The sequence below is a fragment of the Streptomyces sp. NPDC029122 genome (assembly GCF_055569445.1).
The window spans coordinates 1-18,351 of record NZ_JBVHWK010000006.1 but is presented as its reverse complement, the minus strand read 5'-3'; the positions used below and the strand labels follow the sequence as shown (position 1 = coordinate 18,351).

General features: G+C 71.5%; 20 protein-coding genes. 9 read left to right on the top strand and 11 right to left on the bottom strand.

All coding sequences use genetic code 11. The features are described from left to right. Window positions 1–21: 21 nt before the first annotated feature. Complete coding sequence (locus ACZ4WZ_RS09720) at window positions 22–2,085, bottom strand: VMAP-C domain-containing protein (protein ID WP_467887460.1); 2,064 nt, start codon at window positions 2,083–2,085, stop codon at window positions 22–24. A 141-nt stretch (window positions 2,086–2,226) separates the two neighbouring features. Here ACZ4WZ_RS09720 and ACZ4WZ_RS09715 point away from each other — a divergent pair, with 141 nt between their 5' ends. Beyond that, window positions 2,227–2,412, top strand: coding sequence for a DUF6104 family protein (locus ACZ4WZ_RS09715; RefSeq protein ID WP_007266501.1), 186 nt, complete (start codon window positions 2,227–2,229; stop codon window positions 2,410–2,412). Window positions 2,413–2,491: 79 nt separating this feature from the next. Here the strand turns inward: ACZ4WZ_RS09715 and ACZ4WZ_RS09710 are convergent, their stop codons facing one another. From ACZ4WZ_RS09710 to ACZ4WZ_RS09700, 3 genes are all read right to left on the bottom strand, one after another. Next, complete coding sequence (locus ACZ4WZ_RS09710; RefSeq protein WP_467887457.1) at window positions 2,492–3,763, bottom strand: protein-L-isoaspartate O-methyltransferase family protein; 1,272 nt, start codon at window positions 3,761–3,763, stop codon at window positions 2,492–2,494. A 44-nt stretch (window positions 3,764–3,807) separates the two neighbouring features. Beyond that, on the bottom strand, window positions 3,808–4,152 hold the full coding sequence (locus ACZ4WZ_RS09705; RefSeq protein ID WP_467887454.1) for a hypothetical protein: 345 nt from the start codon (window positions 4,150–4,152) through the stop codon (window positions 3,808–3,810). 72 nt (window positions 4,153–4,224) lie between these two features. Next, window positions 4,225–4,731 carry a hypothetical protein gene (locus ACZ4WZ_RS09700; RefSeq protein ID WP_467887451.1) on the bottom strand — a complete coding sequence of 169 codons (507 nt, stop codon included), beginning with the start codon at window positions 4,729–4,731 and terminating at the stop codon, window positions 4,225–4,227. 194 nt (window positions 4,732–4,925) lie between these two features. On the opposite strand from ACZ4WZ_RS09700, the gene ACZ4WZ_RS09695 reads away from it, so the two are divergent. Together ACZ4WZ_RS09695 and ACZ4WZ_RS09690 are read left to right on the top strand one after the other, a co-directional pair. Further along, window positions 4,926–6,239 (top strand): hypothetical protein, encoded by a 1,314-nt coding sequence (locus tag ACZ4WZ_RS09695; protein ID WP_467887448.1) that lies wholly within the window; start codon window positions 4,926–4,928, stop codon window positions 6,237–6,239. Next, complete coding sequence (locus tag ACZ4WZ_RS09690; protein WP_467887446.1) at window positions 6,239–6,817, top strand: GNAT family N-acetyltransferase; 579 nt, start codon at window positions 6,239–6,241, stop codon at window positions 6,815–6,817. Before ACZ4WZ_RS09695 ends, ACZ4WZ_RS09690 begins: the two co-directional genes overlap by 1 nt. 177 nt (window positions 6,818–6,994) lie before the next feature. Here the strand turns inward: ACZ4WZ_RS09690 and sodN are convergent, their stop codons facing one another. Next, on the bottom strand, window positions 6,995–7,390 hold the full coding sequence (sodN, locus tag ACZ4WZ_RS09685) for a superoxide dismutase, Ni (protein WP_267012273.1): 396 nt from the start codon (window positions 7,388–7,390) through the stop codon (window positions 6,995–6,997). A gap of 173 nt (window positions 7,391–7,563) precedes the next feature. Between sodN and sodX the strand changes: the two genes are divergently transcribed. After that, the gene (sodX, locus tag ACZ4WZ_RS09680; RefSeq protein WP_467887443.1) at window positions 7,564–7,983 is read left to right on the top strand and encodes a nickel-type superoxide dismutase maturation protease; all 420 of its coding nucleotides are present in this window, start codon (window positions 7,564–7,566) and stop codon (window positions 7,981–7,983) included. On the opposite strand, the gene ACZ4WZ_RS09675 is transcribed toward sodX, so the two are convergent. After that, a complete protein-coding gene (locus ACZ4WZ_RS09675) occupies window positions 7,887–8,516 on the bottom strand; it encodes a CGNR zinc finger domain-containing protein (RefSeq protein ID WP_467887440.1) in 630 nt (209 codons plus the stop codon). The two genes, sodX and ACZ4WZ_RS09675, sit on opposite strands and share 97 nt — an antisense overlap. Before the next feature lie 90 nt (window positions 8,517–8,606). Here ACZ4WZ_RS09675 and ACZ4WZ_RS09670 point away from each other — a divergent pair, with 90 nt between their 5' ends. Then, window positions 8,607–9,377, top strand: coding sequence for a methyltransferase domain-containing protein (locus ACZ4WZ_RS09670; RefSeq protein ID WP_467887437.1), 771 nt, complete (start codon window positions 8,607–8,609; stop codon window positions 9,375–9,377). Between the two features lie 68 nt (window positions 9,378–9,445). Here the strand turns inward: ACZ4WZ_RS09670 and ACZ4WZ_RS09665 are convergent, their stop codons facing one another. The 3 genes from ACZ4WZ_RS09665 to ACZ4WZ_RS09655 are packed head-to-tail and all read right to left on the bottom strand — an operon-like array spanning window position 9,446 to window position 12,138. After that, a complete protein-coding gene (locus tag ACZ4WZ_RS09665) occupies window positions 9,446–10,198 on the bottom strand; it encodes an amino acid ABC transporter ATP-binding protein (protein ID WP_388939998.1) in 753 nt (250 codons plus the stop codon). Window positions 10,199–10,209: 11 nt separating this feature from the next. Beyond that, window positions 10,210–11,157 carry an amino acid ABC transporter permease gene (locus ACZ4WZ_RS09660; protein ID WP_388939619.1) on the bottom strand — a complete coding sequence of 316 codons (948 nt, stop codon included), beginning with the start codon at window positions 11,155–11,157 and terminating at the stop codon, window positions 10,210–10,212. Between the two features lie 30 nt (window positions 11,158–11,187). Beyond that, a complete protein-coding gene (locus tag ACZ4WZ_RS09655) occupies window positions 11,188–12,138 on the bottom strand; it encodes an ABC transporter substrate-binding protein (RefSeq protein ID WP_388939617.1) in 951 nt (316 codons plus the stop codon). A gap of 527 nt (window positions 12,139–12,665) precedes the next feature. Here ACZ4WZ_RS09655 and ACZ4WZ_RS09650 point away from each other — a divergent pair. The 4 genes from ACZ4WZ_RS09650 (at window position 12,666) to ACZ4WZ_RS09635 (ending at window position 16,050) form a co-directional block, all read left to right on the top strand. Next, window positions 12,666–13,868: an NAD(P)-dependent malic enzyme gene (locus ACZ4WZ_RS09650; RefSeq protein ID WP_467887432.1), complete on the top strand. Its 1,203-nt coding sequence runs from the start codon at window positions 12,666–12,668 to the stop codon at window positions 13,866–13,868. Between the two features lie 391 nt (window positions 13,869–14,259). Further along, window positions 14,260–15,222, top strand: coding sequence for a zinc-binding dehydrogenase (locus ACZ4WZ_RS09645; protein ID WP_467887429.1), 963 nt, complete (start codon window positions 14,260–14,262; stop codon window positions 15,220–15,222). A 58-nt stretch (window positions 15,223–15,280) separates the two neighbouring features. Beyond that, the gene (locus ACZ4WZ_RS09640) at window positions 15,281–15,490 is read left to right on the top strand and encodes a helix-turn-helix domain-containing protein (protein WP_467887426.1); all 210 of its coding nucleotides are present in this window, start codon (window positions 15,281–15,283) and stop codon (window positions 15,488–15,490) included. Next, a complete protein-coding gene (locus ACZ4WZ_RS09635) occupies window positions 15,490–16,050 on the top strand; it encodes a Clp protease N-terminal domain-containing protein (RefSeq protein WP_467887423.1) in 561 nt (186 codons plus the stop codon). Before ACZ4WZ_RS09640 ends, ACZ4WZ_RS09635 begins: the two co-directional genes overlap by 1 nt. Here the strand turns inward: ACZ4WZ_RS09635 and ACZ4WZ_RS09630 are convergent. Continuing rightward, window positions 16,047–16,943 (bottom strand): PadR family transcriptional regulator, encoded by an 897-nt coding sequence (locus ACZ4WZ_RS09630; protein ID WP_467887420.1) that lies wholly within the window; start codon window positions 16,941–16,943, stop codon window positions 16,047–16,049. The genes ACZ4WZ_RS09635 and ACZ4WZ_RS09630 overlap by 4 nt on opposite strands. Before the next feature lies 1 nt (window position 16,944). Beyond that, complete coding sequence (locus ACZ4WZ_RS09625) at window positions 16,945–17,856, bottom strand: DUF4097 family beta strand repeat-containing protein (RefSeq protein ID WP_467887417.1); 912 nt, start codon at window positions 17,854–17,856, stop codon at window positions 16,945–16,947. Window positions 17,857–18,351: the final 495 nt, after the last annotated feature.

The following is an 18,351-nucleotide window of genomic DNA, read 5'->3' as shown; positions in this document are numbered from 1 at the left end:
GAACCGTGCCGGGCCCCCGCCTCACAGGTCCCCCTGCAACGGCTCGTCCTCCGGCAGCGCCCGCTCCGGGTCGTCCCACACGAGGGTCAGCCCGGCCGCCCAGTAGGCGTCGGGATCCGCCCCGTACGCCCGTCGCCGCAGGGTCTGGACGCGCTGCGGCAGCACGGCGCCCCGGCCCGCCCCGGCCAGTTCCTCCCGCAGCCCCCGGTGGAAGGGGGCGCAGGATACCCCCGGGTCCGCCGGGGGCCTGCGACACACCACCACCCCGTAGCCGGCCTCTCGTACGGAGTGCAGCGCGCCCAGCGTCGGTTCGGTGGCCGCCGCCCCGCAGAGCACCGGGACGGTGTGGTCCAGGAGCCCCGCCAGCCACCCCGGCGAGGGGCTGCGGGGGCGGCCGCGCAGGCAGTCGGCCCGCTGGCCCAGCAGCGGTCCCGCCTGCACGTGCGCCCAGCGCCCGGCGGAGACGGCGTCCCCGCCGAAGCGGAACACCACCGGCCGCTGCACCCCGACCGGGGTCCCGCCCGACACGGTCCATTCGTCCACCGCGAGCCCGAACAGCTCCGGCGCGGCCGCGACTTCGAGGAGCGCGGCCGCCTCGTGGGTGTCGCACCGCCGGAACCCCTCGGCGAGCGGGGCGCGCAGCACGTCGGGCAGCGCCGCCAGGGTGGCCCGTACGCCGGCGGCCACGGGGGTGACCCGGTCGGGGCGGACGGGGCCGGCCAGCACCGACACCCGCCAGTCGTAGACGTCCTCCCAGCCGTGCGCCCAGGCCTCCAGCAGCACCGAGGGGCCGGGCGGCAGGCCGCCGGAGCTCCGTACGGGGCCGTGCGCCTCCCGGCCGACGGCGGCGCGCCGGCGCCGTTCCCGCTCGGCGAGACCGCGCTCGTGCCGCTCGCCCAGCTCCCGCCGCAGCGGACGCCACAGCCGCTCCGCAGTGGCCCGTACCCAGTCCCAGAGCTCCTCGTCCGCGCCCGGGGCCGGCGGCTCGCGGTGGTCGGCCACGCTCACGCCGGTCGCGTACCGGAGCATCGCGGCGGCCTCGCCGCCCGCGCCGGGCGGGTCGTGCAGCAGCCCGAGACCGTCGCGCCAGGTGAGGGGGGCGGGCAGGGTGGTGTCGGGTTCCTCGCCCCGGGCCTCTTCGGCGAGTTCGCGGACGGCCTCCGAGGAAACGGGCGCGGGGAGTTCGGCGAGCAGCCCGCACAGGGTGGTGCGTTCGCCGGGGGTGAGCCGGCCGCGGCGGCCGTACGGGTCCCCGTCCTCGGCGGGGAGTTCGTCGTGGACGTCGGTCCAGGTGCGGCGGCTGTCGAGGTCGCTGAGGTGGCGGTCGTAGTGGTAGAGGTCGTGGGCCTGCATGACCCTGCGGTAGAGGCCGCTCTGGCCGTTCGCCGGCGTGGGCAGGGTCCGCAGCTGGGCCACGGACACGGCGAGTCCGCCGCCGCCCGCGTGCCGGCGGGCCTTGACGATCCCCACGACCTCCCCGCGCGTCAGGTCCACCACCGGCCCGCCGGACATGCCGGCCTCGATCTCGTCGTCGTCGCCGAGGCGGATCGCGGCGCCGCCCGCGGCGATGCCGCGCAGGCGGGTGGTGCGGCCGGTGATCTCGCGGACGCCGAGCTCCTCGGTGCAGCCGAAGTACGCGGCCTCGTCGAGGCGGGGTCGGGCCCGGTCGGTCAGCCAGACGCAGGCGTGGGTGACGGGTGCGAGGACCCGTACCAGTGCCAGGTCGGGCAGGTCCCACAGGGCGCGCCGCCCGGGCCGTCGCTCGTCGAGCCGCTCGGGGAGTACGCATTCCACCCGGCCGGTGACCGTCCCGGTGGCGCCGTCGCCGCCGGGGGAACTGCCGGAGAAGAACGTGATGCCGATTTCACGCCCGGTCAGCCGCACGGCAGCACCCCCTTCGCCGACCACGTGCGCGCACGTCAGGACCCAGCCCGGGGCGATGAAGAACCCGCTCCCCCACGTCGGCCCCGTCCCAGGGCTCTCATACCCGTCCGGGGGCGCGTGGACGCGTACGGTGGCGGCCCGGACCAGGGACTCCAGGAGCTCGAAGGCGCGCGCGGATCCCGCCGTGCGCCCGTCAGGCATCCCTGGCCCCCCGTTCCCCGCTCGCCCCGTGAAGGGCGTCCACGGTAGCGCCGTGGACCCCACGGGCGGGAGGGTCTCGCCGGTAAGCGGATTATCCTGGCGGAAAGACCCCCGTCACCACCACACGGCACGGAGCCCGACTTGTACTTCACCGATCGCGGCATCGAGGAGCTGGAGAAGCGGCGCGGCGAGGAGGAGGTCACCTTCGAGTGGCTCGCCGAGCAGCTCCGCACGTTCGTCGACCTGAACCCGGACTTCGAGGTCCCGGTGGAACGCCTGGCGACCTGGCTGGCCCGGCTGGACGACGAGGACGAGGACGACGAGTAGCCCGTCTCCCGTCCGGGCCCCCGCTTCCTCCGACGCCGTTGGCCGGAAGGAAGCGGGCACGCCCGGCCGGGGCTGGTACTCAGGAACCGACGAGCTGACGGGGGTCGTCCAGCCATGCGCACTGACCGGACCCGTCGACCGTGACGCCGAAGCGGGTGATGTGCGGTCGGCCGTGCAACTCGTACCAGGTGTACGCCGCGGTCACCTCCGCCCAGAGATCGCGCGGTCCCCACGAGCGGACCGCGCCCTCCTTCCACCAGTCTCCGTAGCGGACGATCGTGGCCGAGGTGCCGGCCTCGTCCACGAACTGGACCTGACGGTCGTCACCCTCCCCGCGGTGCGAGTAGGAGACGTCCGGGACGTGCAGGCCGATGGCGAAGTCCTGGAGGTATCCCGCCCCCAGCACCTGTGCGGGATCGATCGGCGACTTCCGGCTGGTCGACTCCTCCGGGACCTGGAGGTCGACGGTCGGCCGCTCGGAGCGGATCCACATGTACGAGGACTCGCCGACGAAGGCTCCCTGCGCCTTCGTTCCCGAGGTGTCGACACGGAGCCGCAGGAGACCCGCATTGCTGTAGGCCGTCCCGAACGGGGTGAGGATCACCCCGCTCCGCCTGGACTGCTCGATCCAGGCGTACGGAACACGCCGCAGCGACGCCGTGTTGATGATCCGGCTGAACGGCTCCCCGCCGGGGGCGCCCTCGAGGCCGTCCCCGACGATCAGCTCCGGGTCGTAGCCGGCCGCCTTGAGGTTCGCCGCGCCCGTACGTGCGAGCTCCTCGTCCACCTCGATGGCGACCACCCGCTCCGAGCCGACTCGCTCACACAGCAAGGCCGTGTGGTAGCCGGATCCGTAGCCGATCTCCAGCACGCGGGACCGTGGCACGAGGTCCAGGTGCTGGAGCTTCCGCATGACGATGTCCAGGGCTGACACGGATGACGTGAAGTCGCCCGCGCTGGGCCCCGGGGTCATGTCGCCGTCGTCCAGCTGGGTGACGACCGACTGGTGGGGGTTCCAGACAGCGTGGCGCCAGACGTCCGGCTCCTCGTCGCGGTCCACGAAGCGCCGGAGGCCTTCGGCGTCCCGGACCGGCAGCCAGACGGCCCCGGGAACGAACGCTTCGCGGTCGACCTTGTCGAAGGCCCCGGCCAACCACGGCTCGCGCAGTAACCCCCCGGTCACCAGGGCCTCGCGGCAGATGTCCCGGTTCACTTCTTGCCCGGCGGCGGCGGGGGCGGGGTGGACGGCTGGGGCGTCGGCCGACTCCCGTCCGGGCTCGACGGCTGGGCCGGCGGCGTCCACGGCTTGTCTTGCGGTGGTCCGGCGTGCTTGCCCATCAGGGTCTCCCATCGGTTCGAGTGTGCAGGATGCCCGCTCCCGGTAGGGGCGGGAGGTCAGAGGGTGTCGAGCAGGGCGCGCGCGGCGATGAGGATCGGCGTCAATCCGCTCACCTGATCGGCCAGGGCGGCCTCGTCTCCCGGCCGGCCGTCGAAGTGGTTGCTGCGCAGCCAGCACATCCAGGGATCGTGGTGGACGGCCCACGCGTAGCAGCAGAGACGGCGGTCGGCCATGGTGTTGCCGTACTTCTCGGCGATCGGCGCAAGCTGGCCGCACCCCGCACAGGGCATGTGCGCTCGCGTGCACTCGCCGTCGGGGTGGGCGCTGGACCGCATGACCTCCAACGTCAGCCGGTGAAGGTCGAAGGCCTCCCGCTCCATGCGGTTCCCGTCGTCCGTCACTTCGAGGCCCCCCACGTGATGGCGGCCACGACGGCTACGAGCGCCAGGAGGTACAAGGTCTGGCGCGCCCGCTCACCCACGCGCCGCCGCCTCATGGGCGGAGATGGCGCAGGTTCCCGCCTCGGCGAGCCGTGCGGAGCCGACACGGATGAGGAGTTGGACGGCGGCGGTGCGGCAGAAGTCCGCCCCGGGGCCGGGGGTCGAGGCCCAGTAGATCGGCCGGTTGGGGGCGGGGCGGTCCAGGGCGATGTCCGGTACTCCGAGGTGGGTGCCGCTGCCCAGGCACTCCACGTAGCGCGCGCTCCATCGCTCCGCCGTACCGGGCTCGACGAGCGCGTAGTAGTTGTGCCCGCGGGAGTCGTGGATGACGGGGCCCTCCAGGGCCAGCATGAGGGCGAGGTTCACGACCTCCCTCTCGGTACCCTCCACGGCCACGTGGGCGAGGGTCTCGGGGAACCGGACGGCCTCGAACCGGCCGAGCGGCAGTACGGCGACGCCGTGGTCCTGCCACTCGGCGTAGGCCGCCTCGGGCTCGCCGAGGCACCGCGCGTACCACTCGGCCGTTCTCTTGGAAGACATGGCGGCTCCCTGGTGTCGTCAGCGGGCGGACGGTCGGCGGGCTTGGGCCCGTCGGCTTCCTCACCTACGAGTCAACGGCGCCCGAACCGGGGCCGCCGGACCTTCGCCCGGACTTTCGGGCGGACTTTTCACGTCGAGCGGGCTTTCGGCGCCCATGAAAGCCGCTACGGTCAGAGACCCCCAGGTCACCGGAGGTGACGGTGCGACCCGAGCTGACAGCCTTCGCGCACGCGTGCATCGTCCACGGCTGGGAGAAGCCGGGGGACTTCCTGAGGGCGTTCCAGATGACCGCGGACATCCTCGGCGAACCCATCACGCTGACGGACCGGCAGGCCCGCCGATGGCGACAGCCCAATCCGCCGGCTCCCCGGGCGAAGGCCTGGCGAACATTGCACGCCATGTTCGGATCGTGTCCGACCGAACTGGGTTTCCCGGGGCCGCCGCCCAGTGCCACCGTGGGGGCAGCATCGCACCCCGCGCAGAAGGGCATCCCCGTGGCCATGGACCGACGCGCCTTCCTCGCCGACTCCGTCGGCGTCACCGCCGCCTTGGGCATGCCTGCCCACACACGGCCCATGACCCCGCTCGGTCCGTCGGGGGCCGTCGGGACCGCCCACCTCACTGAACTCCGCGCCGGCCTCCGCTCGCTGTTCCACCTCGACGACGCGTACGGCGGCGGTGACGTCCGCTCCCTGGCCGTCCGCCACCTACGGCGTGTCCGTCGCGTGATCGATACCGGCCAATACCCGGACACCATCGGCCGCCAGCTCCAGCTCCTCTCGGGCGAGATCGCCGAACACTGCGGCTGGCTCTACTACGACGCGGACGACCAGGAGAGCGCGCGGCGCTACTTCGGCGAAGCCCTCACCACCGCCACGATGCTGAGGGACACGAACCTGGAGATCCTGATCTTCTCGTCCCTGAGCCTCCAGGCCTGCCACGAGGGCCGAGCACGGGACGGCCTCGACCTCGCACGTGCCGCCCAGGAACGCGCGACGAAGCTCGGCTCCCCCGTGCTCCAGTCGCTCATCGCCGCCCGGGAAGCACGCGCCCTCGCGCTGCTGGGGGACGGCACGACCGCGCACGCCCGTCTCGGCGTCGCGATGAAGCTCATGGCCCGGAAGGGTCGGCCGTCCCCCGAGTGGACCGCCTTCCACGGGCCCGCGGAACTTGAGTACGCACAGGGCCTCCTCTACAGCGAGCTCAGCCGCCATTCCGCCGCCACCCGGTTCCTCAGCGCCGCCCTCCAGCACCAGGAGACCACCTACGGACGGAACAGAGCCCTCTACCGGATCACGCTGGCCAAGAACCTCATCGCCGCCGGCGAGGTGGACGAGGGAGCAGCGCATGCGGTAGGCAGCCTGGAGCACCTGGAAGAGGTCGAGTCCGGGCGCGTCACGAAGCGGCTGGCCGAGGTGGCCGGCGCGCTGGGGAACGTCGAAGCCGCCTCCGCCCGGGAGGCCGCCGGAGAGCTGGCCGAGTACGTGCGGGCCAGGGGGGCTGCGTGATGTCGGAGGTGACCTACGAGCGCTACGAGGGGGCCGGGGCCGCAGGCGGGCTCGATCTCTTCCTTCCGGCGTACGAGGAGGTCTATGCCGAGCCTCCCTACAGCGAGGGCCCTTCCGACGTAGCGCGGTTCATCGACCACTACGTCGTTCACGCCCAGCGGGCCGGGATGCGTCTGATCATCGCCCGGGACGTCGAGGCGGTCATCGGCTTCGCGTACGGGTACCTGCTCCCTGCCGATACAGGGTGGTGGAGCAACCTGGACACGGAGCTTCCGGAGGAGTTCACGCGCGAGGACGGCGCCCGTACGTGGGTGATCCTGGAGCTGGCCGTTCGCAAGCCCTGGCGTCGCCGGGGTATTGCCGGGGCCCTGCACACGGCTCTGCTCGATGGCCTCGACGTGGAGCGGGTCACCCTCACCGTACGGCCCGAGCCCGAGGCGGCTCCTGCCCGCACGGCCTACGCCTCGTGGGGCTACCGGGCGGTCGGGACATCGCATCCCTGGGAGGACGCCCCCTTCTACGAGGCGATGGTCCTCGAAATCGCCACCGGCCGAAGCGCCGCTCGGACAGCCGACTGACTGATCCGCCGACGAGAAAGTCCCTTGCGGGGCCCGGGCGGCATGATCCACTTAAATCTCCCCAGCATCTCCCAAATGATCTCCTGAGAGCCCAACGGCCCGGCCGCTCGAAGCGGTCGGGCCGTTGTCATGTGCGCTCTGACCAGCAGCGCGGGGAGATCCCTCGGGCGCCCAGGATCAGGCGGCCTTGGTCTCCCAGAAGATGCGGTCGATCTCGGCGATGAGCTCGAGGGCCTTGGCGCCGGTCGCCGGGTCGTTCGACGCCTTGGCGGCCGAGAGGGCCTTCAGGGTGTCGTTGACCAGGGTGTGGAGCTGCGGGTACTTCTCGAAGTGCGGGGGCTTGAAGTAGTCGCTCCAGAGCACCGAGACGTGGTGCTTCGCGAGCTCGGCGCGCTGCTCCTTGATGGTGATGGCGCGCGCGCGGAAGTCCGCGTCGTCGTTGGCCTGGTACTTCTCCTGGACGGCCTTGACGGACTCGGCCTCGATACGGGCCTGGGCCGGGTCGTACACGCCGCAGGGCAGGTCGCAGTGGGCGGAGACCTTCACCTTGGGGGCGAAGAAGCGGGAAAGCATGGAGTGGGTCCTCCTCGTGATCGTCTTCTCAAGAGTGGAGATTACTCGCTGAGAATCCGGAATTCGCGGGCGCCCCCATGGGCTTAGGACAAAAGTCCAGCCCCGGCCGAGCGGGGGTGAGCGAACGTACGGGCCCGTACGGCAGCATGCGGGGAGGGATGAGGAGGCCGGAGATGGCGGAGAGCGGGCGGGTGCGGATGCGGGTCGGGATCACCGAGGTGGCGGGGCCGTCGATGGTGCCGACGCTGGTGCACGGGGACCGGCTGGTGGTCCGGTACGGGGCGTTGGTCCGACCGGGTGACGTGGTGGTGTTCCGGCATCCGCTCCAGCAGGACCTGTTGGTGGTCAAGCGGGCGGCGGAGCGGCGGGCGGGCGGCTGGTGGATGCTCGGGGACAACCCGTTCAACGAGACCGGGGACAGCACCGACTACGGCGCGGTCCCCGAGGAGCTGGTGCTGGCGGTGGCGTTCCTGCGGCTGCGGCCGCGCCCGGCGGGTCAGCGCTCGCTGAGGGCGCGGCTGTCCTGGGCGGTGTCGGCGGTGCGGCCGCTGCGCGCCGACGTATCGGCCTCCAGCCGCTTGCGGGCGCGGTAGGCGGCGACGTTGGCGCGGGTGGCGCAGCGGTCGGAGCAGTAGCGCCGGGACCGGTTGGTGGAGGTGTCGAGGTAGGCGTTGCGGCAGGGCGGTGCCTGGCACAGGCCGAGGCGGTCGGGGCCGTGCTCGGTGAGGGCGAAGGCGAGGCCCATGGAGGCCATGGCGGCGTAGCCCGCGGAGGCGTTGGAGGGGTGCTCGGCGAGGTGGATGTGCCAGTCGGGGCGGCCGTCCTCGCCGAGGGTGTCGTGGCCGCTGACCTGGGGGCTGACCGGGAACTCCATGAGGAGGGAGTTGAGCAGGTCGACGGCGAGGGCGTGGTCGCCGCTGTCGGCGGCCTCGAAGACGGCGCGCAGCCGGCCGCGGACGTTGCGGAAACGGGTGACGTCGGTGTCGGTGACCCGGCGGGCCATCTGCACGCTGGGTCCGAAGAGCGCGCGGACGTCCTCCACGGAGGTCAGGGCGTCCTTGTTGCGGGCCGGCTGCTCGGTGTTGACCAGGCGCACGGCGAAGTCGGAGTAATGGACCAGTTCCACTGGTAGTCCTTACGGATGCGGAATAGTGTCTGCGCGAGCCGGGTAACGGCTCCTATGGCTTCGAGGGTATTACGCATGGAGGAGTTCGGGATGGCGGACGCTGTGACTGGCTCGTTCGGTACGGACTGGCGGGCCTGGCAGGAGAGCTGGGACCGCCAGCAGGAGTGGTACATGCCCGACCGCGAGGAGCGGTTCCGGGTGATGCTGGACATGGTGGAGGCCGTGGTGGGCCCCGCACCCCGGGTGCTGGACCTCGCGTGCGGTACGGGAAGTATCACGGACCGGCTGCTGCGGCGGTTCCCGGAGGCGACGAGCACCGGGCTGGATCTCGACCCCGCGCTGCTCACGATCGCCCGCGGCCACTTCGCCGGCGACGACCGGGTCTCCTTCGTCACCGCCGACCTCACGGACCCGCACTGGCGGGCGGCCCTCCCGTACGACGCGTACGACGCCGTGCTGACCGCGACCGCCCTGCACTGGCTCACCGGCAAGGAGCTGGCCGTCCTGTACGGGCAGATCGCGCCGCTGGTGCGCCCCGGCGGGGTCTTCATGAACGCCGACCACATGCCCGACCCCGCCACCCCGCGCATCGACGCCGCGGAGCACGCCCACCGCCACGCCGGGATGGAGCGGGCGCGGGCGGCGGGCGCACTGGACTGGCGCGACTGGTGGGCCATGGCCGGCTCCGACCCGGTGCTGGCGGAGGCGGTCCGGGCCCGGTTCGAGATCTACGGGGAGCACGCCGACGGCGAGACCCCGGACGAGGCCTGGCACGCCCGCACCCTGCGCGAGGCGGGCTTCGCGGAGGCCCGCACGGTCTGGCGCTCACCCTCGGACGCGCTGGTCCTGGCGCTGCGGTAGGAACTGCGCCGCGCACGCCGCAGGGGCGGTACGGGTTCCCGTACCGCCCCTGCGTCAGCGCGTGCCGCCTACAGCACCTTGGACAGGAACGCCTTCGTCCGGTCGTGCTGCGGGTTGCCCAGCACATCGCGCGGGTGGCCGGACTCGACCACCACGCCGCCGTCCATGAAGACGAGGTTGTCGCCGACCTCGCGGGCGAAGCCCATCTCGTGGGTCACCACGATCATGGTCATGCCCGACTCGGCCAGGTCCCGCATGACGTCCAGGACGTCGCCGACCAGCTCGGGGTCCAGGGCCGAGGTGGGCTCGTCGAAGAGCATCAGCTTCGGCTCCATGGCCAGCGCGCGGGCGATCGCCACGCGCTGCTGCTGGCCGCCGGAGAGCTGGGTCGGGTAGTTCCCGCCCTTGTCGCCGAGGCCGACGCGGTCGAGGAGGCGTACGGCGCGCTCGCGGGCCACCGCCTTGCTCTCGCCCTTGACCATGACCGGGGCTTCCATGACGTTCTCTATGGCCGTCATGTGCGGGAAGAGGTTGAAGCGCTGGAAGACCATGCCGATGTCCCGGCGCTGGGCCGCGACCTCGCTGTCCCTCAGCTCGTAGAGCTTGTCGCCCTTCTGCTTGTAGCCCACCAGCTGGCCGTCGACCGAGAGCCGGCCGGCGTTGATGCGCTCCAGGTGGTTGATGCAGCGCAGGAAGGTGGACTTGCCGGAGCCGGACGGGCCGACCAGGCAGAAGACCTCGCGGGGGGCGACCTCGAGGTCGATCCCGCGCAGGATGTGGGCGGCGCCGTAGGACTTGTGGACGCCTTCGGCCTTGACCATCGGCTGGGCGGTCACTTCGCCACCTCCGTACGGCGGAACATGTTCAGGTTGGCCTTGAGCCGCTCGAACGGGGTGGGGGGCAGGCTGCGCAGCGAGCCGCGGGCGTAGCGGCGCTCCAGGTAGTACTGGCCGACGCTGAAGACGCTGGTCAGCGCCAGGTACCAGATGGAGGCCACGAAGTACATCTCGATGACCGCACCGGCGGTGCTGCCGATGTTGGAGCTGGCGCGCAGGAGTTCGGTGTACTGCACCGCCGAGACCAGGGAGGAGGTCTTCAGCATGTTGATGAACTCGTTGCCGGTCGGCGGGATGATCACGCGCATGGCCTGCGGCAGCACGACGCGGCGCATGGTCTGCGTCTGGGTCATGCCGAGCGCGTGCGAGGCCTCGCTCTGGCCCTCGTCGACGGACTGGATGCCCGCACGGACGATCTCCGCCATGTAGGCGCCCTCGTTCAGGCCGAGGCCCAGCAGGGCGACCATGAACGGCGTCATGACGTCGACGGTCTCGTTCTTGTAGATCGGGCCCAGGTCGATGTACTGGAAGATCAGCGGGAGGCTGAACCAGACCAGCAGCTGCACGTAGACCGGGGTGCCGCGGAAGAACCAGATGTAGAGCCAGGCCACGAAGCTGGTGACCGGGTTCTTCGACAGCCGCATCACGGCGAAGAGGATGCCGAGCGCCAGGCCCAGCGCCATGGCCGAGATGCTGATGATGATGGTGTTGCCGAGGCCGCTGATGACCGCGGGGTCGAACAGCTTGTCGCCGACCGTACCCCAGATGATCTTGCCCTGGGAGAAGGCGTAGACGAGCCAGGTGAGCAGTACGGCGACGACCACGGCGCTGATCCAGCGCCCGTAGTGCCGTACGGGGATGGCCTTGATCGCCTCGTAGGGGTTGCCCGAGGCGCCGGGTCCGGCCGGAGTCGCGGCCGGGCCCTTGTCGATCTTGTCAGTCACAATGACTGCCCTTCAGTGGAGCGCTCGGTCTTACTTGCCCGCGTTGATGGTGGCGGACTGCACGGCGCTGTCCTTGACGTTCCACTTCTCCAGGACCTTGGCGTAGGAGCCGTCCTTGATGATGGCGTCGAGGGCTTCCTTGAGGGCGTCGCGCAGCTGCGTGTTCTCCTTGGAGACCGCGATGCCGAAGAGGCCGACGTCGGCCTGCTGGCCGGCGACCTCGAAGTCGTTGCCGCCGCCCGAGGTCTTCGCCGTGTAGGCGGTGACCGGGTAGTCGTTCAGGTCGGCCACGGCGCCGCCGGCCTTGACGCGGGTCTGGGCCTCGGCGTCGGTGTCGAAGGCCTCGATGGTGAGCTTCTTGTCACCGCACTTCTCGGCCTGCGCCTTGAAGGTGTCCTCGTACGTGGTGCCGCGCTGGACGGCGACCGTCTTGCCGCAGAGGTCGTCGAGGGACTTGATGTTCTCGGGGTTGCCCTTCTTGACGAGGAGCGAGACGCCGGAGGAGAAGTAGTCGACGAAGTCGACGCCCTTGCCGATCTTCTGGCCCTTGTCGTCGAGGCCTTCCTGGCGCTTCTTGTTGTCCGTGATCGAGGACATCGCGATGTCCTGGCGGCCGGTCTCCAGGGAGGTGATCAGGCCGTCGAAGGTGCCGGAGGTGAACTGGAACTTCACACCCAGCTGCTTGCCGAGCGCCTCGGCGATGTCGGGGTCGACACCGACGATCTTCCCACCGTCGACGAACTCCATCGGCGCGTAGGCCGTGTCCGAGCCGACCTTGATGACGCCGGCGTCCTGGATCTTCTTCGGGAGCTTCGAGAACAGCGGGGCGCTGTTGTCGGTCTTGCCCGAGTTCGAGGAGCCGTTGCCCTCGGTCTGGTCGCCACATCCGGTGAGGATCAGGGCGCCGGCGACCGCGATCGCGCCGACCGCGGCGATCCGGGACCGGGCGGCGGTCGTACGACGGGTGGTGCTTGCGGTCATGAGCTGGTTCCTCCGACAGGGGTGGAAAAGCATCCGAGAGAAGGCCGGGCACGCACCATCGAGTGTCGCGACCTTGTGTGATTACGGCATCTTGCCATTCGGACTGACGCATTCAGGCTGCTCGTCAGGTCAAAATCAGATAACGGGCGCCCCCGACTACCCAACAGGACTGCGGGCAAGGGCCCTCGGAGCCGCACAAAACGCCGTGACCAGGCGTTTTCGCCTCACTATTTGCTGCGTGTCTCGCCTGCTGGACACCAAGCTTTGGACTTTTAGCCAAAACCAGGACAAGCAACCTACGATCAGTCCGGAATCGACTCGTCTGGCCGAGCGTTCTTCGGGTAGAACAGATCCTTACACCCCTCATCCGGGGCTCAGGGCGCGCGTGCGGCGCGCCCGCGCGTACGAACCTCCCCTCCGCGGAGACGGGCCAACCGTCGACGCGGAGTACGAACGCGGTGCCCGCCCACCCCTTAACCAGGAGTGGCCACCCTCAACGATTCAAAGGACTTAAGGGGTCACACGAAGTGGCAGCGGAGATCGTCAACCCTCGCAGTGACAGTGCGACGGACAACAACCCCGATGCGGTGTTCGCACTGCACCGCGGCGGCAAGATGGCCATTCAGGCCACGGTGCCGGTCAACGACAAGGACGACCTGTCCCTGGCGTACACCCCCGGCGTGGCGAAGGTGTGCACCGCCATCGCCGAGCAGCCGGAGCTCGTGAACGAGTACACCTGGAAGTCGAACGTGGTCGCGGTCGTCACCGACGGCACGGCCGTGCTCGGACTCGGTGACATCGGTCCCGAGGCCTCCCTCCCCGTGATGGAGGGCAAGGCGATTCTTTTCAAGCAGTTCGGCGGCGTGGACGCGGTTCCGATCGCGCTCGCCACCAAGGACACGGACGAGATCGTCGAGACGGTCATCCGTCTGGCCCCGTCCTTCGGCGGGGTGAACCTGGAGGACATCTCCGCCCCCCGCTGTTTCGAGATCGAGCGCCGCCTCCAGGAGGCGCTGGACATCCCGATCTTCCACGACGACCAGCACGGCACGGCCATCGTGACGCTGGCCGCCCTGCGCAACGCCGCGAAGCTCACCGGCCGCACGCTCGGCGACCTGCGGGCCGTGATCGCGGGCGCCGGAGCGGCGGGCATCGCCATCGCCAAGATCCTGGTCGACGCGGGCATCGGCGACGTCTGCGTCACCGACCGCAAGGGCGTCGTCTCCTCGGACCGCGCCGACCTGACGGACGTCAAGGCGGAGATCGCGGGTCTGACCAACAAGAGCGGCCTCAACGGCACGCTGGAGGAGGCCCTCGCGGGCGCGGACGTCTTCATCGGCGTCTCCGGCGGCACGGTCGGCGAGGCGGCGGTGGCCACGATGGCGAAGAACTCCTTCGTCTTCGCCATGGCCAACCCGAACCCGGAGGTGCACCCCGACGTCGCGCACAAGTACGCGGCCGTCGTGGCGACCGGCCGTTCGGACTTCCCGAACCAGATCAACAACGTGCTGGCCTTCCCGGGCATCTTCGCGGGCGCCCTGAAGGTGCGCGCGACCCGGATCACCGAGGGCATGAAGATCGCCGCCGCCGACGCCATCGCCGGCGTCGTGGGTGACGAGCTCGCCGCCGACTACGTGATCCCCTCGCCGTTCGACGCGCGCGTCGCCGAGGCCGTCACGGCCGCGGTCGCCGCGGCGGCGAAGGCCGACGGGGTGGCCCGCCTGGCCTAGTGCCACGCTGGGCAACAGCGCTACGGGTGAGGCCCGGCCGGATCGATCCGGCCGGGCCTCTTCGCGTACGCGTCGTTCCCTCGCGGGGAATGCACCCTCCCCGCCCCCGAACGGGGAGGGGTCGCTCCACCCTCGTTGCCGGGCGCGCAAGAGAACGCGGGAACGCAAAGCGGGAACGCGACGAGAATGACAGGCTCATGACGAGCGCGCCGCATGGCTTGAATCCTACCCCCTCCCTGGGCGGTCTTTGACGTTCCGATTGACCCGGGTCCATGGACAAACCACCTGGTACGGACGGTAGTTGAGGATCGAACGAGTGCTTCCGCTCCCACCCGCCGACGATCGGCCGCCTCTGGCCAGAGGGGCCTACCGACCGGTAGCGTCTGGCGCCATGTTCGCTGCCTATGCCGCCCGAATCGACCGAGACCAGCCGCTGAACGGCCTTGAGCTGGGCGAGCGCCCGGCCCCCGTGGCCCGCCCCGGCTGGGTGACCGTCAACGTCAAGGCCGCCTCCCTCAACCACCACGACCTGTGGTCGCTGCGCGGAGTCGGTCTCGGCGAGGACAAACTGCCCATGATCCTCGGCTGCGACGCCGCCGGGACCGACCAGGACGGGAACGAGGTCGTCCTGCACTCCGTGATCGGCCAGAGCGGCCACGGAGTCGGCCCGGACGAGCCGCGCTCGATCCTGACCGAGCGCTACCAGGGCACCTTCGCCGAGCAGGTGACCGTCCCCGCCTGGAACGTGCTGCCCAAGCCCGCCGAGCTGTCCTTCGAGGAGGCCGCCTGCCTGCCGACGGCCTGGCTGACGGCGTACCGGATGCTGTTCACCAACGCCGGGGTCCGGCCGGGTGACTCCGTGCTCGTCCAGGGCGCGGGCGGCGGGGTCGCCACCGCCGCGATCGTCCTGGGCAAGGCGGCGGGCCTGCGCGTCTTCGCCACCAGCCGCGACGCGGCCAAGCGCAAGCGCGCCGTGGAGCTCGGCGCGACGGAGGCCTACGAGCCGGGCGCGCGGCTCCCGCACCGCGTGGACGCCGTCATCGAGACGGTGGGCGCGGCCACCTGGTCGCACTCGGTCAAGAGCCTGCGCCCCGGCGGCACCCTGGTGATCTCCGGCGCGACGAGCGGCGGCACTCCGCCGGCCGGCGAGCTGCACCGGATCTTCTTCCTGGAGCTGAAGGTGGTCGGCTCGACCATGGGCACCAAGGACGAGCTGGAGGACCTGCTGTCCTTCTGCGCCGCCACCGGCGTCCGCCCGGTCATCGACCGGACGCTGCCCCTGGACCGCGCCCGCGAGGGCTTCGAGCAGCTCGCGTCGGGAGACCTCTTCGGAAAGATCGTCCTCACGGTCTGACCACCCCGCCCGTCAATCAGGGTTGACACCCCTCCCGTGTCAACCTAGATTGACAGACATGACCGAAGCGACCGACCTCGCCGCACGGGCCGGGGACCAGGACCCCCGCGTGGGCCTGCGTGCCGTGGCCGCCCTCCGCAGGCTGCTGGAGCAGCTGGAGGCCGTACAGGTACGCAGCGCCCGCGCGCAGGGCTGGTCCTGGCAGGAGATCGCGGCCGAGCTGGGCGTCAGCCGGCAGGCCGTACACAAGAAGCACGGGAGGCTCTGATGTTCGAACGCTTCACCCGGGACGCCCGCGACACGGTGACGGGCGCGGCCGACCAGGCCCGCACGGCCGGGGCCGCCACCGTCACCGAGGAACACCTGCTGCTCTCCCTGCTGGAGCGGGGCGCCCTGGACCGCCTGGGCGTGGACCGCGCCGCCGTCGCGGCGGGCCTGCGGGCCGCCCGCCGCCGGGGCGGGATGTCCAGGGCGGACGAGGAGGCTCTCGCCGGTCTCGGCATCGACCTCTCGGAGATCGTCTCCCGGATCGAGGAGACCCACGGCGCGGGCGCCCTCGCGGCCCCCGCACCCCGCAGGCGCACCCTCGGCTCCTCCCTCCGCACGGCCCTGGGCCGCCCGGAGTCCGAGAAGAGGCACGTCCCGTTCACCGGGGGCGCCAAGAAGGCCCTGGAGCAGTCCCTGCGCATCGCCCTGGGACGCGGGGAACGCCACATCGGCACCCTCCACCTGCTGCTGGCCCTGCTCTCCCGCCCCGGCGCGGTCTCGGAGGCCCTGGCCGACCACGGGGTCACCTACGCCACCGCCGAAGCGGCCCTGGCGGCCTAAGCCCCGGGCCGCAGCCCCGCCGCGATGCGGGCGGCGGCCGCCGCCAGGTGGGCGCGGGCCTCTGCGAGCTGGGCGGGGGTCACGCCGTGGTCGCGGGCCGCGTCACGGACGTCGTCCCGGAAGCGGTCCAGCAGCCGGTCCAGGTCCCGTGCCGGATCGGCGGTGGGCGTCAGGTCCTCGGCCCATCCGGATCCCGAGGGCCCCGGGGCGCTCGCCGTCCCGGCGGGCCCGGCCTCCGCCGCACCGCCGCCGCCCAGCCACGCTCCGGCAAGGCTGCCCAGGACCCCGCCGGACCTGGCGAACTGCTCCTGGAGCTGGGCGGCGATGCGCTGGACCTCCTCGCGGGCCCGCTCCTGCGCCTCCTTGGCCTGGCGCCGGGCCTGCTGGGCCTCCTCACGGGCCCGGCGGCTCTCGTCCTTCGCCCGGCGGGCCTGCTCCTTCCACTCCTGCTTCGCCTTGCGGAACTCCTCCTTGGCGGCCTTCCAGGACTCGTCCTCGAAATGGGCCGTCGTGGCGGAGGCCTCGGCCCGCATCTCGCGGCGCAGGTCACCGGCGGCACCGCGGACGTCGTCGCGGATCTCCGCGGCCAGCTCGGACACGGAGTCGCGGATCTCCAGCTCCAGGTCGGCCAGCTCCCCCACCCGGTCGGCCAGCTCGGCGCGGCCCGCCTCGGTGATGGAGTACACCTTGCGCCCGCCTTCGGTGGCGTACGTGACCAGCCCCTCGGCCTCCAGCTTCGCCAGCCTCGGGTACACGGTGCCCGCGGAGGGCGCGTACAGCCCCTGGAACCGTTCGTCCAGCAGGCGGATCACCTCGTACCCGTGGCGGGGCGCCTCGTCCAGCAGCTTGAGGAGGTAGAGGCGGAGGCGGCCGTGGGCGAAGACGGGCGGCATGTCAGAGCACCTTCTTGTCGAGCTGGAGGGGAGCGGCGGCCTGCGGCCGGCTCAGCAGGGCGATGGCCCCGGAGACGGTGGTGGCCCGCAGGGTGCCGGTTCCGGTGCCGAGGGTGCCGGTGATCCGCTTGGCGCCGAACTGGCCGGTGACCCGCAGGTCCGCGAAGCCGTTGGAGACGCTGCCCGTGGCGGTGTTGGCCTCGACCCTGGCATCGGCGGGATGCGGGAGGCGGATGGCCACCTGGCCGGAGACGGAGTTCAGGAAGATGTCCACCGGCTCGGGCGCGGCCGGGTCCGGGACGAGGTCGATGAGCATGTCGCCGCTGACCGAGTCGGCCCGTACGCTGCCGGCCGCGCCGTCGACGACCGTCAGACCGCCGGAGACGGAGTGGAAGGCGAACTCACCGGTGACGGACTGGGCCTCGACCCCGCCGGAGACGGTCCGCGCCTCGACCCGCCCGGAGAGCCCGACCAGGGTGGCGTCACCCGAGACCCCGTTGACCTCGGTACCACCGGAGATGCCGGACACGAAGGCGGCGGCGCTGACGGTGGCCAGCTGGACGCGGGTGCCGGCCGGGACGGTGAGCGTGACGGTGACGCTGCGCTCCCAGGCCTTGCGGCCGTCCGCGGAGGAACCGGCCCAGGCCTTCCACGGCTTGCCCTCGATCCACTTCCGGAAGCCCTGGGAGCCGTTCCAGGGCAGGTCCTCGTAGGAGAGCGTGAGGGTGCCGCCGTCCTGGACCACGTGCAGCGGCGGCCCGTCGACCTCGGTGACCTCCAGCCGGGCCGGGCCGCCCTCGGAGGCGACCACGTTCACCGTGCCGCCGACGACGCGCACGCGGAGGTCGGCCACGGGCCGCTCGAAGGTGAGCTTCTGTGGTGCGGCGACCGACCACGTCATCTGCTCTGGCATGTGCTGCTCCTCCTCAGGCTGGCGCACGCAACATATCGCGTCTTCTGTGAACACGATATATCGCGGCGAACCGAAGTCAAGCAACCCTCGCTGGCGCGTCCCCCGTAGCTGCCGCTGCGCGGAGCCTCTCCCCTGCCCGCCCTTCCCCCGTTCCCCGGGCTCCACCCGGACCCCGCGCCTCAAACGCCGGCGGGGCTGGAGTTGCCGACCAGGCTGGAGTTGCAGGCCAAGCCTGAGTTGCAGGCCGAGCCGGGACTGCAGACGAGGAGGCCGGCGAGGCGGAGTTGCCAGCGGCAGCACGCCGGCGCGGGCAAAAACACGGGCGGCCGGAGAACCGACGTGAGGGGGCGGGGACGGGGTGGGGTGTCGTCCGGGGCCAAAACGAGATGAATTCGGCGCCCGGTACCCCGTACGACTCACACCCGGAACAGGCGCCGAACATCGAAGCCCGCCCCGGACGACACCCCACCCCGGCACCGACCCCGACCCGAAACC